This window comes from Mucilaginibacter sp. 21P (assembly GCF_019331605.1).
In the GTDB taxonomy this organism is placed as follows: domain Bacteria; phylum Bacteroidota; class Bacteroidia; order Sphingobacteriales; family Sphingobacteriaceae; genus Mucilaginibacter; species Mucilaginibacter achroorhodeus.
The window spans coordinates 631,577-646,335 of record NZ_CP063061.1 but is presented as its reverse complement, the minus strand read 5'-3'; the positions used below and the strand labels follow the sequence as shown (position 1 = coordinate 646,335).

At 44.2% G+C, this 14,759-nt stretch carries 11 protein-coding genes; 7 read left to right on the top strand and 4 right to left on the bottom strand.

The genetic code is table 11. The features are described from left to right. Positions 1–11: 11 nt before the first annotated feature. The gene (locus tag INP83_RS02735) at positions 12–428 is read right to left on the bottom strand and encodes a cobalamin B12-binding domain-containing protein (protein WP_146273118.1); all 417 of its coding nucleotides are present in this window, start codon (positions 426–428) and stop codon (positions 12–14) included. A 176-nt stretch (positions 429–604) separates the two neighbouring features. Between INP83_RS02735 and INP83_RS02730 the strand changes: the two genes are divergently transcribed. After that, a complete protein-coding gene (locus INP83_RS02730) occupies positions 605–2,263 on the top strand; it encodes a glutamine--tRNA ligase/YqeY domain fusion protein (RefSeq protein ID WP_219126209.1) in 1,659 nt (552 codons plus the stop codon). A gap of 110 nt (positions 2,264–2,373) precedes the next feature. Here the strand turns inward: INP83_RS02730 and INP83_RS02725 are convergent, their stop codons facing one another. Together INP83_RS02725 and INP83_RS02720 are read right to left on the bottom strand one after the other, a co-directional pair. After that, complete coding sequence (locus INP83_RS02725; RefSeq protein ID WP_219126208.1) at positions 2,374–3,570, bottom strand: DUF1501 domain-containing protein; 1,197 nt, start codon at positions 3,568–3,570, stop codon at positions 2,374–2,376. Between the two features lie 2 nt (positions 3,571–3,572). After that, complete coding sequence (locus INP83_RS02720) at positions 3,573–4,958, bottom strand: DUF1800 family protein (protein WP_219126207.1); 1,386 nt, start codon at positions 4,956–4,958, stop codon at positions 3,573–3,575. A 130-nt stretch (positions 4,959–5,088) separates the two neighbouring features. On the opposite strand from INP83_RS02720, the gene INP83_RS02715 reads away from it, so the two are divergent. Genes INP83_RS02715 through ruvC form a run of 4 tightly spaced genes read left to right on the top strand, consistent with a single transcriptional unit; the run spans position 5,089 to position 10,286 of the window. Then, entirely contained in the window at positions 5,089–7,077 is a 1,989-nt protein-coding gene (locus INP83_RS02715; protein ID WP_219126206.1) for a DUF3857 domain-containing protein, read from the top strand. Between the two features lie 5 nt (positions 7,078–7,082). Beyond that, positions 7,083–9,020 carry a DUF3857 domain-containing transglutaminase family protein gene (locus tag INP83_RS02710; RefSeq protein ID WP_219126205.1) on the top strand — a complete coding sequence of 646 codons (1,938 nt, stop codon included), beginning with the start codon at positions 7,083–7,085 and terminating at the stop codon, positions 9,018–9,020. A gap of 10 nt (positions 9,021–9,030) precedes the next feature. Beyond that, positions 9,031–9,675, top strand: coding sequence for a leucyl/phenylalanyl-tRNA--protein transferase (gene aat, locus INP83_RS02705; protein ID WP_219126204.1), 645 nt, complete (start codon positions 9,031–9,033; stop codon positions 9,673–9,675). An 11-nt stretch (positions 9,676–9,686) separates the two neighbouring features. Next, complete coding sequence (ruvC, locus tag INP83_RS02700; RefSeq protein ID WP_146273229.1) at positions 9,687–10,286, top strand: crossover junction endodeoxyribonuclease RuvC; 600 nt, start codon at positions 9,687–9,689, stop codon at positions 10,284–10,286. Here the strand turns inward: ruvC and INP83_RS02695 are convergent, their stop codons facing one another. After that, the gene (locus tag INP83_RS02695; RefSeq protein WP_186458809.1) at positions 10,287–10,811 is read right to left on the bottom strand and encodes a 5'(3')-deoxyribonucleotidase; all 525 of its coding nucleotides are present in this window, start codon (positions 10,809–10,811) and stop codon (positions 10,287–10,289) included. 152 nt (positions 10,812–10,963) lie between these two features. Here INP83_RS02695 and INP83_RS02690 point away from each other — a divergent pair, with 152 nt between their 5' ends. Together INP83_RS02690 and INP83_RS02685 are read left to right on the top strand one after the other, a co-directional pair. Then, the gene (locus INP83_RS02690) at positions 10,964–13,444 is read left to right on the top strand and encodes a TonB-dependent receptor (protein ID WP_219126203.1); all 2,481 of its coding nucleotides are present in this window, start codon (positions 10,964–10,966) and stop codon (positions 13,442–13,444) included. A 2-nt stretch (positions 13,445–13,446) separates the two neighbouring features. After that, positions 13,447–14,628, top strand: a complete 1,182-nt coding sequence (locus tag INP83_RS02685) for a PepSY domain-containing protein (RefSeq protein ID WP_219126202.1) — start codon at positions 13,447–13,449, stop codon at positions 14,626–14,628. Positions 14,629–14,759: the final 131 nt, after the last annotated feature.

Below are 14,759 nucleotides of genomic sequence, written 5' to 3'. Positions count from 1 at the left end.
AATGTTTATTCTTAAAAATTACGATGAGTATGCACCCACTCGGTAATATATTTTACGATGTCATGCGTGCTGGTACCCGGCGGAAAAAGTTCCCCTGCACCCATTTTCTTTAATTCGGCCATATCGTCAGCCGGGATAATACCGCCGCCTGTAAGTAAAACGTCGTCCATTTGCTTTTCTTTCATCAGCGCCAGCACTTTTGGGAAAACCGTCATGTGCGCGCCGGATAATATGCTGATGCCAATGGCGTCAACATCCTCCTGCAAGGCCGTGTTCACTACCATTTCTGCCGTTTGGCGCAGCCCGGTGTAGATAACCTCCATGCCGGCATCCCTTAGTGATGTGGCGATAATGCGAGCGCCGCGGTCATGCCCGTCAAGGCCTACTTTGGCAACTAAAACACGTATGGGGCGATCAAACTGGCTCATGGCGATGATTTGGTTTTGGTAAATGTAGGAAATTTTCTGTACGGCTTAATTGCGATGATTGAAGCAATAGTACCACTTATCCATTGCTTATAAGATTCTACGCTATAGTCCAGGATGACAGTGTTAAGTAAAATAATGTGAAGTTTTGCGTACTTTTGCACCCTGTTACATACATCATGAGCGAAGAAAGATCACTTAATTTTATAGAGGAAATTGTTGAAGAGGATATTGCTGCCGGCAAGCACGGCGGACGTGTTTTAACGCGTTTCCCGCCGGAGCCTAATGGTTACTTGCATATCGGTCACGCAAAGTCCATCTGCCTTAACTTTGGGTTGGCGCAAAAATACAATGGGCAAACAAACCTTAGGTTTGATGATACTAACCCTGTAAAAGAGGATGTTGAGTATGTTGACAGTATAAAAGAGGACGTTAAGTGGCTGGGCTTTGAGTGGGCCAATGAGCTTTACGCTTCTGATTACTTTGACAAACTTTATGAGTTTGCCGTTACACTGATCAAAAAAGGCCTGGCTTATGTTGATGACAGCACAGCCGAAGAAATAGCTGCACAAAAAGGTACGCCAACCGAACCCGGCAAAGGCAACGAATACCGAAACCGCAGTGTGGAAGAAAACCTTGCTTTATTTGCCGACATGAAAGCCGGTAAATTCCCTGACGGCGCAAAAGTGCTGCGTGCCAAAGGTGATCTTGCCTCACCCAACATGCATCTGCGCGACCCGCTGATGTACCGCATTAAACATGCCCATCACCACCGCACCGGCGACAAATGGTGTATTTACCCGATGTATGATTTTGCCCATGGCCAAAGCGATGCGATTGAGGAGATCACTCATAGTATTTGTACACTGGAGTTTGTGCCGCACCGCCCGTTGTACGAGTGGTTTATAGAGCAATTGGAATTATTCCCGAGCAAACAGTACGAATTTGCCCGCCTTAATCTCAACTACACAGTAATGAGCAAGCGCAAGCTGCTGCAATTAGTTGCCGATGGTTTTGTTGATGGCTGGGATGACCCGCGTATGCCAACCATAAGCGGCCTTCGTCGCCGTGGTTATACACCTGCCAGTATCCGCGAGTTTTGCGAACGCATTGGTGTTGCCAGGCGCGAGAACATGATAGATGTGGGTTTGCTGGAGTTCTGCATCCGCGAAGATCTTAACAAAACAGCATGGCGCCGCATGGCAGTGCTTGACCCTGTCAAGCTGATAATTGATAATTACCCGGAAGGCCAGACAGAAACTTTGCACGGAGAGAACAACCCTGAGGTTGAAGGTGGCGAAGGTGGACGCGATATACCGTTTAGTCGTGAGCTGTGGATAGAGCGCGAAGACTTTATGGAGAACCCGCCTAAGAAGTATTTCCGCCTGGGTATTGGTACCATGGTGCGTCTTAAACATGCTTATATTGTAAAAGGCGAAAGCGTGGTTAAAGATGCTGATGGTAATATAACCGAGATACACTGTACCTATATCCCTGAATCAAAAAGCGGAAACGACACCAGCGGCATCAACGTAAAAGGAACTATCCACTGGATAAGTACTGAACACGCCAAAGAAGCTGAAATACGTATGTATGACCGCCTGTTCCAGGTAGAAGACCCAAGCAACGAAGATGGAGATTTTAAAGATTACATCAACCCGAATAGCTTGCAGGTGATAGAAAAAGCCTTTATAGAGCCTGATCTGTTAAATGCCGTTGAAGGCAAGCCTGTACAGTTTATCCGAAAAGGATATTTCACCGTGGATAAAACATCAACCCCGGAAAAATTAGTGTTTAACCGCACGGTAACGCTAAAAGACGGTTGGGTGAAGAAATAATTAACCCTAATCTATAAGAAAGCCCCGATTGACCACAATCGGGGCTTTCTGTTTAACGGCCATATCATTTCGAAAGAGCGAGAGCGGGGCGAAATGACATGGATGTAGTTCTACACAAAATCCAATCCTCTGAAGCTCGTGCCTAACACGCTCTTGTTATTAACGTTAAGCCATTTATCAAGCAGTGTGGCATATACATCCCTAAAATCCACTTCATATTTCAGGTCGCCGTTGTCCAATTGGCCCAGATCTGGTGCATTGTTATAAATACCTTGTTTTTCGAGTTTGCCACCGAACAGCATCACATTGTTGGCTGTACCATGGTCGGTGCCGTCGCTGGCATTTTGCTCGACACGGCGCCCAAATTCAGAGAATGTCATCACCAGGGTATCATCCAACTTGCCCGTTTGTTTCAGGTCTTTCACAAACGCCGCAACTGCATCGCCATAGATCTTTAGCTGGCGGCCTTGTTGGTTCAATTGCGTAGTATGCGTATCAAAACCACTAAGCGATACATAATAAACCCGGGTTTTTAAGCCGGAGTTGATAAACTTGGCAACGTTTTTAAGCTGGTTTGCAAACCCTGTTTGCGGGTATTGTGCAACGGTTTTATATGTTTTTGAGGTTTGTTGTATATAATCTGCCGACGAATAGGTCTCTATCATGGTTTTATAGAGATACCCGAGGTTGTCCTCATTCAAATGCTGGTCGTGTTCGCTAACCAGTTCTTTAAAGAAAGGTTCGCGGGTATTGTTAAAAAGTTTGCCGGGATTTTGCACGGCAATGCCTTTCATCTTATTGCCTTTCATAGCTAATGAAAGAGTATCATCTACTTCAACGGCTGTGTAAGGGTCTTTATTCACGGTGCAATTGGCATCCAGGTAACGGCCTATCCAACCGGTAGTTAAAAACTGGTCTGATGCGCTGGCGGTTTGCCAGATATCCATAGAACGGAAGTGCGACCTATCCGGGTTAGGATAGCCTACCGAATTAATGATGCTCATCCAGCCCTGGTCGTAAAGTTCTTTTAAAGCCGATAGATTGGGGTTAAGCGCCTGCCTATCATTCAGCTTCACCAGGTCAGTTGGTTTTATGGCAATGGTGTTGCGCTTTTGGTAATAAATATCGTTGCCATAAGGCACAATGGTGTTAAGCCCATCGTTACCGCCAGATAGCTGTATGATAACGAGGTTTTTGAAACCACTTAGCTCATTGGAAGCCATCGCCTCAAATGGTTTTAAAAATGATGGTATAAGAAAGGCACCGGATGCCAGCGCACTGTTCTTCAAAAAATCCCTTCTTTTCATAATTAACACAATTGATATTCAGGAGTAGAAACCAGTTCCACAACCATTGACCGAATGTTTGACGATTGAGCAATAACCGCTTTTATGCTGTTATCAATAGGCGCAGCTAATATCACCGATGCTACCTGGTCTTTGGTAGTGCCTTTAGGTATGTCATTTAAAAACTTATTCCAATCAGGCGTTGTTTGTGCAGGCGTTTGGGTTTGCTGTTTACGGTTGGGCATGGTTGCCAATAGCGCCTCATCTTCCGGGTCGGCCTTACCGTGGAAATCGATGATCCCATTATTTAAAACCGTTGATGGTATTTTCAGTCTCGTCATTAATGATGAGCTGTCTATCCAGCTTTTACCTCCGGGCCAGCCCGCTACGTTTGGCGGATAAAACAATACCTGCCCAAGTGCACGCTGAAACTGCATCATTACATCGGGGTTGTTGTAGTTGATGTAAAACTGCCGGTTTAAGCCAACAATTAAGTCTATCGGCGATTTGATCAAATTGCCGGTGTTAACAGGTGCATAAAACCAATCGGCAGCAAAAACAAACTTTAAAAGCGGCGTTATCTCGTAGTTGCTGTTATAAAAAACATCAGCCATTGCGCTCACGTGCCTGCTATCCGGAACATCATTAACCAGGTAGCGGTACAACTTTGTGCAGATGAACGTGGCTGTCTTTTTGTTTTGTAGCAGCATGTTAATGATGTCCTCACCTTTAAAGGCGCCGGCTTGGCCCATAAAGGTTTTTGTGCCCTCGTCATGCTGCTGCTCGCGGGTAACAAATTCGCCTTTGTTATTAAAACCCCAGCCGGTGAAAGACCGTGCCGATTCTTTGATATCCTGCTCGGTGTAGTTACCCCGGCCAATGGTGAAAAGCTCCATTAACTCGCGGGCAAAGTTCTCATTAGGGTGTCCCTTTTTATTTTGCTGGTTATTTAAAAACTGCAGCATGGCCGGAGATTGCGATACCTCCATCAGCAATGTTTTGAAGTTGCCTAAAGCATTGCTGCGTTGAATATTATTAAGTTGTTGGGCGTAGTAGGGGTTTTGAGACCTGCATGCAAAGTGATTATGCCAAAACAAGGTCATCTTCTCGCGCAGCTGTGCCGGCGTGGTGCTCATTTGATTGAGCCAGGCAATGTTGAGGTCTTTTTCCTGCTCACGTTGCTGCTTCATAAACATCTTACGGGTTAGCGTATCTGTTTTATCTGCACTGGCCATTTTAAAGCTCAAATTTTCAGTTACCAGCATAAGCGGTTGTGCGGTAGTTGATGACTTGAACAACTGCTCAGTGGCGTGCGTTAAAGATGCTTTTTGAAACGTTGCCAGATCATCAACATTTAGCCCGAAACCGGCCCTGGCATATAGATGCTTTATTTTACCTAAGTCGCTCATTGTATTTGCGCTAAGTTGTTAAACGTGAGGTTTGACAAGCCCTGTGTAACTAAGTTTAATACCGGTAAAAATATTTGCTTGCAATTCTCGGTATTGTATTATCTTAGTGTTGCTTTTAACCTTAATTACAATGAACAAAACTATTGCAGCAATAGCATTTTGTATTGCTCCCTTTTTATCCCTCGCGCAGAGCGCAGAAACCAACTCAAATTATGTAGCCGCACAGCCTTTTGGCAAAGTAGAAGTAGCTGATCTCGAACTAAAATCATGTGATTTTGAGAAAGATGCCAACGCCGAAGTGCTTTTTGATATTGGCAGCGCAGGTTATGACCCTAACATGGACCTGTCTTTAGACAGGCATAAACGCATCAAGATCTTTAATATCAACGGTAAGGACAATGCAAACATTCGCATTGAATTTTACGGCGGTAACCGCCTTGAGTACATCAACGGTTTGCAGGCACAAACCATAAACCTTGTTGATGGCAAACCTGAAATTACAAAGCTTGATAAGAAACTGATCTACACTGAACAGATCGATAAGAACAGATCTGCCCTGGTATTCAGCATGCCGAATGTAAAGGCTGGCTCTATCATCGAGTATAAATATTCGTTGAGAAGCAACTCACTTAATAACTTCCCAGATTGGTATTTCCAAAGCAAATTACCAACCCGTTACAGCGAGTTTAAGACTTACGTGCCCGATTTTATGACCTTTCAGATAAACGCGCATGTAGAGCAGCCTTTGGTAAAATACAGTGCCAAATCAGAAGGGCGCAGCTATGGCACGGGCACTAACCTCATATCTTACAGCCTTGAAACAACTTACAGGGGGCTTGCTAATGTGCCGTCATTACCCGATGAAGCTTACATGACAGCCTCTGCCGATAACCTTCAAAAAATTGCGCATCAATTAACCGCAGTAAGACCTTTGGGTACCTACTCGCCATCATATTCAGATAGTTGGGCTAAGGTGGGCCGTATACTTGCGGATGATGAGGATTTTGGCAGCCAGTTAAAACGCAAACTGGCCAACGAAGAAGTATTGATCACGAAAGCTAAAAGCTTAAAAACTGACGATCAAAAAATTCAATACCTTTTTAACGAGGTGAGGAACAGTATGAAATGGAACGGTGTTGACAGGTGGTATACCAATGATGGTACTGTTAAGGCCTGGGAAAAGAAAACCGGTAACTCTGCTGAGATAAACATTATACTATACCATTTACTTAAAAAGGCTGATGTTAAAGCCTTCCCGATGGTAGTAAGCACCCGCGAGCATGGCAAGGTTGTGCCATATTTTACCTTCCTATACCAGTTTAACCGTGCGGTAGTTTATGTGCCGATGGGCGAAGGCAAGAGCTATATACTGGATGCTACCGGTAAATACAACCAATATAACGAAACGCCTTATGACCTTTTAAACTCGAGCGGCTTATACATAGACAAGGAAAATGAAAAGTATGATATAGTGATGCTGCAGAGAGATGATGCCGTTAGGCAGGTGGTGATGTTGAAAGGTGAGGTAACAAACGATGGTAAATTAGACGGTAATGCACAAATAAGCAGCTTTAGCTACAATAGGGTAAATGCGCTTAACAGATATAAGGACGATGGTGAGAAAAAATATACGGATTATCTTAGGGATAATAACAATGCCCTAAACATCAGTTCGCTTAAATTAGAGAATACCGAAGTTGATAGTTTACCGCTTGTACAGAATGTTAATTTCAAATTAGACCTTACCGGATCTGATGAGAACTATATCTATTTTGTGCCTAACATGTTCAGCGCCTTAAAGGCTAATCCGTTCCTGAGCGAGAACAGGCTTACCGATATTGACTTTGGTTACAAGAAAAGCTACACCATTATTGGCTCATACAAGCTACCCGCAAATTATAAGTTGGATGCCTTGCCTAAGAACGTAACGTTGAAAATGCCAGATGAAAGCATCCTGTTCAGGCGTGTAGCATCTGCCGAGAACGGTATGCTGATGATACGTTACCAGATAGACCAAAAAGCCATCAGCTATGGCAGGGACATCTATCCAATGGTACACGAGTTCTATAAGAAAATGTATGAGATGCTTAACGAGCAGATCGTGCTTAAGAAATCATAATTGACATGAAATTCCAGTTATTTAGGGCGGCACTTTGTGCCGCCGCTTTTTTGCTATTCGGCAGTTTAGAAGTTAGCGCTCAAAAAAATAAAAATCTAAAAGAGTACTTGCAGGCATCAACCATACCCGATTCTTTAAAGGATGGTGCTAATGCTGTTGTACGCTACGCATCAGATGAGTTGGTTGTAAAACGTAAAGACAAACTTGTTATAAAACATCACAGTATCGTTACTGTCCTCAATGAAAAGGCCGACGATGCTGCAAGGCTGGTTCTGTTTTACGATAAAAAGTTCAACAGCGTTAATGATGCCGAGATGATTATTTACAATGCCGATGGCGTGCAATTAAAAAAGTACAAGAAAGGCGATATGTATGATCGGGCAGCGGTAGATGGTATCTCTATAGTAACTGATGACCGTATGTTGGTTGCGGGCCACAGCATTGCAAGTTATCCCACAACGGTTGAGATAAATTACGAGGTTACCCGTAACAGCTATTTCGATCTGAGTGAATGGAGTTATCTGTCGCCTGAGCGGGCCGTGCAGTATGCCGAGTATAGCGTACAAACCGACCCGGCAAACGGGTTCAGGTACAAAAATTACAATACCTCTATAGCCCCGGTGAAAACATCACAGGATGGCCTGGATAAATACACCTGGACGGTAAAATCGCTTAAAGCAATAAAGCCCGAGGACGACGCGGTTGACTGGCAGGTTTTCCCGAGTATATCCTTTGCAAATAATTATTTCTCATTTGATGGTATCCCCGGTGATTTCACAACATGGAAAAGCTACGGTAACTGGCAGTTAGGCTTAAATACAGATGTGAATAGCTTGCCGCCTCAACGTGTAGAAGAAATAAAAGCGATGACGGCCAATTTAAAAACTGATAAAGAGAAAGCCAGGTTCTTATATAAATACCTGCAGGATAACATGCGTTACGTAAGTATCCAATTAGGTATAGGTGGTTTAAAGCCCTTCCCGGCAACTTTTGTAGATCAGAAAAAGTATGGCGATTGCAAAGCGTTATCCAATTATATGCACGCCTTGCTAAAGGCGGTTGACATTCCATCTTATTATGCAATGGTTAGAGCCGGAGACAATGAACGCCCGGCTGATAAAGCTTTCCCGAGCGACCCTTTCAATCACGTTATTTTGTGTGTGCCATTTAAGGGTGATACCACCTGGCTGGAGTGTACCAGCAGCACCAGGCCATTCGGTAAACTTGGTCCGTTTACGGAGAACCGAAATGCGTTGTTGGTAACAGCCGACGGCGGCGTTTTGGTAAATACCCCTAAAAGTTCAATGCTTGACAACCAGTTTAACACCGAAGTTCATATCACGTTTGAAGCTGAAGGTGGTGCCAAAGCAAAAATGAAGGCAATAACTACCGGTGCATACCGGGATGATTTTATCAGCATGGCATCTTTAAAAAGCGATGAACAAAAGGAAACGCTTATAAGAATGTTAAACATGAAGCAGCCCAATGTGCTGGAGATAAGCCCGGTAACGGATAATGACGGGGTTAAAGAATTAAGCCTTGAGCTGGAGTTTGACAAGTTTTGCGACATAGCCGCCGGCAATAAAATGTTTTACAGGCCACGCCTGTTTGATCTGTGGAAATTGACTGTGCCGCCTTTAGAAAAGCGTAAAAATGATTTCTACTTTTCTGTACCCCTGCAAAAATCATGTGTTACCACAATTGATCTGCCGCAGGGCTACGAGGTAGAGACTTTGCCGGTTAACCAGGCATTTAAGTTTACTTACGGTAGCTATGACGTGAATTATAAATATGACGCCGCTAAAAACCAGGTGTTAAGTACAGCCACTTTTAACCTGAATAATCACGTGATACCGGCAGCAAAATACACCGAGATGCAGCAGTACATGGATAATATAGCCAAAGCTCAAAATAAAAAGCTGGTGATACGCAAGAAGGCATAAATTTGCCCTGATGATATTCAGGCTTGATGAGCGTTTAATATTCCCGGACCCAGCCCTGGCCGAAGAGGATGGACTGCTTGCCGTTGGCGGCGATCTTTCGGCCGGGCGCTTAATGCTTGCTTACGAGAATGGGATATTTCCCTGGTATAGCGCGGATGAGCCGATTTTGTGGTATTCACCGCATGAGCGTTTTGTGCTTTTTCCAGATGAATTGGTTGTCTCCAAATCTATGCGTAAGGTAATAAGGGATGGCGTGTTTTTGGTAACCTTGAATAAAGCTTTCGGGAGCGTAATCGATAGTTGCTCATCTATTGCACGCGAGGGACAAGACGGTACCTGGATCACAAACGAAATGAAGGCTGCATATGCAGAACTACACCGCCTCGGTTTTGCTCATTCTGTTGAAATTTGGAAAAATAACGAATTAGTGGGTGGATTATACGGTGTGCAGACCGGTAATGTATTTTGCGGCGAAAGTATGTTCAGCAAAGTAAGTAACGCCTCTAAAACTGCATTGATATGGCTTTGCCAGACCACCAATTTTGCTTTAATAGATTGCCAGGTATATACCGAACATCTTGAAAGTCTGGGCGCGCGGATGATACCACGCCAGCAATACATGGATGTGCTGCATAATAACCGCATTAAAACGTAGCTTTGTTACTGATGGAGCAGGTGAATGTTAAAGAGCGTATCATATTGGGAATTGACCCCGGTACCGCTGTTATGGGTTACGGATTAGTGCTTGAGAAAGGGAACAAAATTGAACTGCTCAGCCTCGGTGTTGTAAAACTGGGCAAGCTTGATGACCATATGCTTAAGCTACAGCGCATCTTTGAAAAAACCGTTGCTTTAATAGATAACTACAAACCTGATTGCCTGGCCATTGAGGCGCCGTTCTATGGTAAAAACATACAGGTGATGCTTAAACTTGGGCGCGCGCAAGGTATTTGCATGGCAGCTGCCTTATCCCGAAACCTGGATATAACAGAATACTCGCCGCGCAAGATAAAGCAGTCTATTACTGGTAATGGCAGCGCCACCAAAGAGCAAGTTGCCGCCATGCTGCAAACGCTATTAAACTTCACAGAGACGCCTGATTTTTTAGACGCTACGGACGGGCTTGCTGTTGCCGTTTGCCATTCGTTCCAAAAAATTAGCACCAAGGCACCTAAGGGTGCGGCCAAAAGCAAAAAGGCGTACTCAGGCTGGGAAACCTTTATAAAAGATAATGCCGGGAGGGTGGTTAAAGGTGCAGCTAAGTAATTAAAGCAGCATTTCCTTTACTTCCTGCCAGTTATTAACTTTTACATCCCAGCGTACATCGTGGTTATGCGCTGCTTTGAACAGGATGCCTTGCCCAATAAAACCGTTGAAGTTTCGCACATTATCATCTATCATGTAGTCGGCATTGATAATGCTCTTATCACCGCAGAAAACAATGTTCTTCCAGGTAACATAGGGAAAGTGCTCACCCAACCAGGCCAGTTTCGGCAACAACGAGTTTGGAAACTCCATAGCTGCTGTAGTAAAATAGATTTCGTATTTTTTGTACAATTCGGCAATTACCGCTTTTGCATCTTTGATAACCGGCAGGTCCTTAAAAAAGTCGTCATGAAAAACAAACTCGCGGATGCAGCTGCTGTGCTCGGGCTTGATCAAATCCTGTACACTGGCCGAGTATAATTGCTCAGGTGTGAATTCGATGCCGTAGTCGCGGGCATACCATTCGCCAAAGCGTGCCTGTGCGTCTGCAACCACATCATCCATATCAATAGCTATTCTTTTCATAGTGTTAAAATTACACATTTAAGATGCTGTTGCAAAGCTTCTTTCTTTATAATCATTCTAAATAATTTGGATGCTAAGCATCTCGCGGTTATATTTGCCTCGTTATTTAAAATTAGTCTTAATAAACTATTTGTATCGCAGCGCATTTTATAATGAAGAAACCTATACTATCAATCTCCAGATCAGCGTTATTCGCACTTCTATTATTCCTTACACCTGTTATTGTGTTTGCTCAAAGGAAGGGCACCATACAAGGTAAGGTGTTAACTAATGGTGGTAAACCCGCAGAAAACGTTTCCATCGGTTTGGAAGGTACAGGTTACGGTACAACTACTGCAGATAACGGTACATTTTCTTTTAGAGCACCGGCTGGTTCTTATACCATCATTATTTCTTATGTAGGCGTTGAGCGGGTAGAAGTACCGGTTACAGTTACTGCAGGGCAGGTAACAAACGTGCAGGACATAACCGTTCGTGCAAGCCAGTCGCAGCTTACGGAGGTTAATGTAATTGCTAACAGGGCAAACCGCTTCACCAGGAAAATAAGTACGGATGTAGCAAAGATACCCTTGAACAATCTGGAAAACTCTCAAAGCTACAGCGTAGTAACTACCGAGCTTTTAAAAGAGCAAAATGTTTTTAATGTAGAGGATGCTTTAAGAAATGCCCCCGGTATACAAAAAATGTGGGATGCTACCAACCGTGCAGGTGATGGCGGTGGTTATTTTACACTGCGTGGTTTTGTTACCCAAACCCGTTTAAGAAACGGCATTGCGGGTTTGGTTACCAGCGGCATTGATGCGATTAACATCGACAAGATAGAGGTTATTAAAGGCCCGTCGGCTACGTTGTTTGGCAGCACCTTAACTTCATTTGGTGGTTTGGTTAACCGTGTTACCAAAAAGCCTTACGAAACCTTTGGTTTAGAAATTGGCCATACTGTAGGTAGTTATGACCTCAGCCGTACCACTATCGACTTGAACACGCCGCTTGGCACAAACGTAGCCTTCCGTTTAAACTCCGCTTACAATTACGAGGGCAGTTTCCAGAATTATGGTAAAAACCGCTCATTTGCCCTGGCGCCAAGCCTGGCTATAAAAGCTAACGATAAATTATCTTTCTTATTAGAGTCTGAGATCTTTATCGGGCGTAATTCTGCAAAGCCATTCTTCTTCTTTTATGATACCCCAAAAACGTTGGGCGTAAGCAAGGTTAGCGACCTTAATATCAACTACAAGAACGCTTACGTTAACGATGACATCAAAGCGTTTAGCCGCAGCGCCAACTATTTTGCCACCATGAACTACAAGTTCTCGGACAAGCTAAGATCACAAACCGTTTTTTCGGCAACAAACAGCTACTCCAACGGCCCAAGCCCATATTTTTACCTGGTGAGTGATTCAACCGCGATTAAGATCGCGCGCAAACCAGGCGTGGCCGATCTTCCTGATCGCCCGGGTGAGGCAAATTATATCTACAACAACGATCAATCTACCTACCATAGTAAATTCAGCGCTATTGAGATCCAGGAGAACATCAACGGCGATTTTAATATCGGCAGTACCCGCCACCGCTTTGTGGTTGGATTAGACTTTCAGCACCAGAACTCTAACCAGATCTATTACGGCGGCTCATATGGCATAGCACCGATCAATGATCCCAAATACGATTACGGATCATTCAATAAAATCTTGACTGATGCCAATCTTTATAATCCGGCTGCAGCATTCCCGTACATCTACAAAACCAATACTTATAGTGCCTACGCTTCAGATGTAGTTAACATCACTGATAAATTAATAGCCTCAGTTGGTTTACGTGTTGACCGTTATGAGAACAAAGGCAGCTACAACGTTGACGGTACGCCACAAGATTCGGCACCGGCATTTGGTCAAACTGCGTTCTCTCCAAAATTCGGCTTGGTGTACCAGCCAATAAAGGAGGCTTTATCATTCTTTGCCAATTACCAAAATGGTTTTCAAAACCCGGGTGTATACAGGGATGCGCAATCGCAACCGGTTGTTGCGAAAGTTCAAAATGCCAATCAAATAGAGGGTGGTGTTAAAATGGCGTTATTTAACGGCAAGTTGAACGGTACCTTAAGCTACTATCGTATCAATCTTACCAACGTGTTGCGTACTGTGCAAGGCTCGGGTGGTGGTTTACCAATCCAGGTACAGGATGGTACCCAAAGCAGCAAAGGTTTTGAGGCTGAGATCATAGCCAACCCGATAAGCTCAGTTAATATCATCGCCGGTTTTGCCTACAACGATTCAAAATTTACACTGGCAGATGCTGATGTGCAAGGCCTTCGCCCTAACACCGCCGGCTCGCCTTACCTTGCTAACTTTTATGCAAGCTACCGTTTGCCATCAACTGTGTTGAAAGGCTTAGGTGCTGGTTTCGGTGGTAATTACGCCAGTGCAAACAAGATCATCAACAGTGTAAGCCAGGGCACTTTTGAATTACCGGCATACACCATACTAAACGCCAACTTATTTTACGAGCAGCCAAAATACCGCTTCGGTTTCAGCGTAAACAATTTGGCTAACAAGGAATACTACACCGGTTATACCACCATCAACCCGCAAAGGTTGCGTCAGTTAGTGTTGAGTGCATCATATAAATTTTAGGTATGTCGCCATTTAAAAAAGCATTACTTTTTTGCCATCGCTGGCTCGGGGTTATATCCGGGCTTGTGGTGTTTATTGTAAGTATAACAGGCTGTATCTTTTGTTTCCAGGATGAGATACAAGATGCGATGCATAGCTACCGCACGGTTGAAAACACAGGTAAGCCCTACGTTGAGCCATCGCAGCTAATAAGTGAAGTAAAGAAAGCTTACCCTAAAGCGAGTCCTGATTATATTTATTACTACGGTGTAGAAAGGCCTGCAGGTGTATTGGCAAACAAAGGTGCAGAGGGCTACGAATACGTATACCTGAACCCCTATACAGGAAAGATCGTTCATCACGAAACGCCGCAAACTAACTTTTTCATCATTGTTGAATATATACACCTTTACCTGCTGCTGCCGCCTGCAATTGGCAAATGGGTAGTAGGGGTTGCTGTGATCATCTTTATGGTAATCATGATAACCGGGCTTATCTTGTGGTGGCCCAAGCGCAAAAGCGACCGCAAGCGCAGCTTTACCATTAAATGGGGAGGCCGCTGGCGCAGGGTAAATTACGACCTGCACAATGTTCTGGGTTTTTATGCAACTTCTATTGCCTTGATACTAAGCATAAGCGGCCTGGCCATTGCTTTTGAACCGGTAAGCAGGGCCATCTACAAAACTGCAAACATAGGCCGCGGCATTAAATACGAGGATGAAGTGAGCGAACCAAAATCAGATTCGCTTAAAAGATCGGGTATGGCAGCAAAGCCCGTTGTTGATGTGGCTTTTGCTTACGCAAGGCAGCAATCACCCAAGGCACAAATGTTTTTGATCCACAATGATCCTACAGTTTCTGGCGCTATCGGTGTTGGCGCCTACCCAAAATCGCTTCATTATGCCAATGCCAGTGGCTATGAGTTTGATAAGTATAATGGCAAGCTTTTAAAAACCTACGCGCTGGAGAAAAAGAGCCCCGGCCTAAGGCTTAACGAGATGAACTACGATATACATGTTGGCCAGATAGGCGGCGTTACCACCAAGATAATAGCATTTATAGCGAGTTTGATCTGTGCAAGTTTACCGGTAACCGGGTTTATCATTTGGCTGGGTAAACGTAAAAAATCTGGTGCAAAAAACAACAAGGTACGCAAGGCCGTGCATCACAAAACGCATAAAAGAGCGCTGCAGGCAGGGGTGTAGCCCCCTCTAAATCTCCCCCGAAAGGGGAGACTTTAAAACAAAAGATATTCTTAAGCTCCTCTCCCTCGGAGAGGGGTTGGGGAGAGGCTCAAAGAAAAGCCGGTAATTGTTCAATTACCGGCTTTTCTTTT

Excerpts from the sequence above, each read along its gene's own strand:
- INP83_RS02725 (WP_219126208.1), bottom strand. The coding sequence starts at position 3,570 with ATGAAAAGAAGGGATTTTTTGAAGAACAGTGCGCTGGCATCCGGTGCC.
- INP83_RS02685 (WP_219126202.1), top strand. The coding sequence starts at position 13,447 with ATGTCGCCATTTAAAAAAGCATTACTTTTTTGCCATCGCTGGCTCGGG.
- INP83_RS02720 (WP_219126207.1), bottom strand. The coding sequence starts at position 4,958 with ATGAGCGACTTAGGTAAAATAAAGCATCTATATGCCAGGGCCGGTTTC.
- ruvC (WP_146273229.1), top strand. The coding sequence starts at position 9,687 with ATGGAGCAGGTGAATGTTAAAGAGCGTATCATATTGGGAATTGACCCC.
- aat (WP_219126204.1), top strand. The coding sequence starts at position 9,031 with ATGATATTCAGGCTTGATGAGCGTTTAATATTCCCGGACCCAGCCCTG.
- INP83_RS02735 (WP_146273118.1), bottom strand. The coding sequence starts at position 428 with ATGAGCCAGTTTGATCGCCCCATACGTGTTTTAGTTGCCAAAGTAGGC.
- INP83_RS02715 (WP_219126206.1), top strand. The coding sequence starts at position 5,089 with ATGAACAAAACTATTGCAGCAATAGCATTTTGTATTGCTCCCTTTTTA.
- INP83_RS02730 (WP_219126209.1), top strand. The coding sequence starts at position 605 with ATGAGCGAAGAAAGATCACTTAATTTTATAGAGGAAATTGTTGAAGAG.
- INP83_RS02690 (WP_219126203.1), top strand. The coding sequence starts at position 10,964 with ATGAAGAAACCTATACTATCAATCTCCAGATCAGCGTTATTCGCACTT.
- INP83_RS02695 (WP_186458809.1), bottom strand. The coding sequence starts at position 10,811 with ATGAAAAGAATAGCTATTGATATGGATGATGTGGTTGCAGACGCACAG.
- INP83_RS02710 (WP_219126205.1), top strand. The coding sequence starts at position 7,083 with ATGAAATTCCAGTTATTTAGGGCGGCACTTTGTGCCGCCGCTTTTTTG.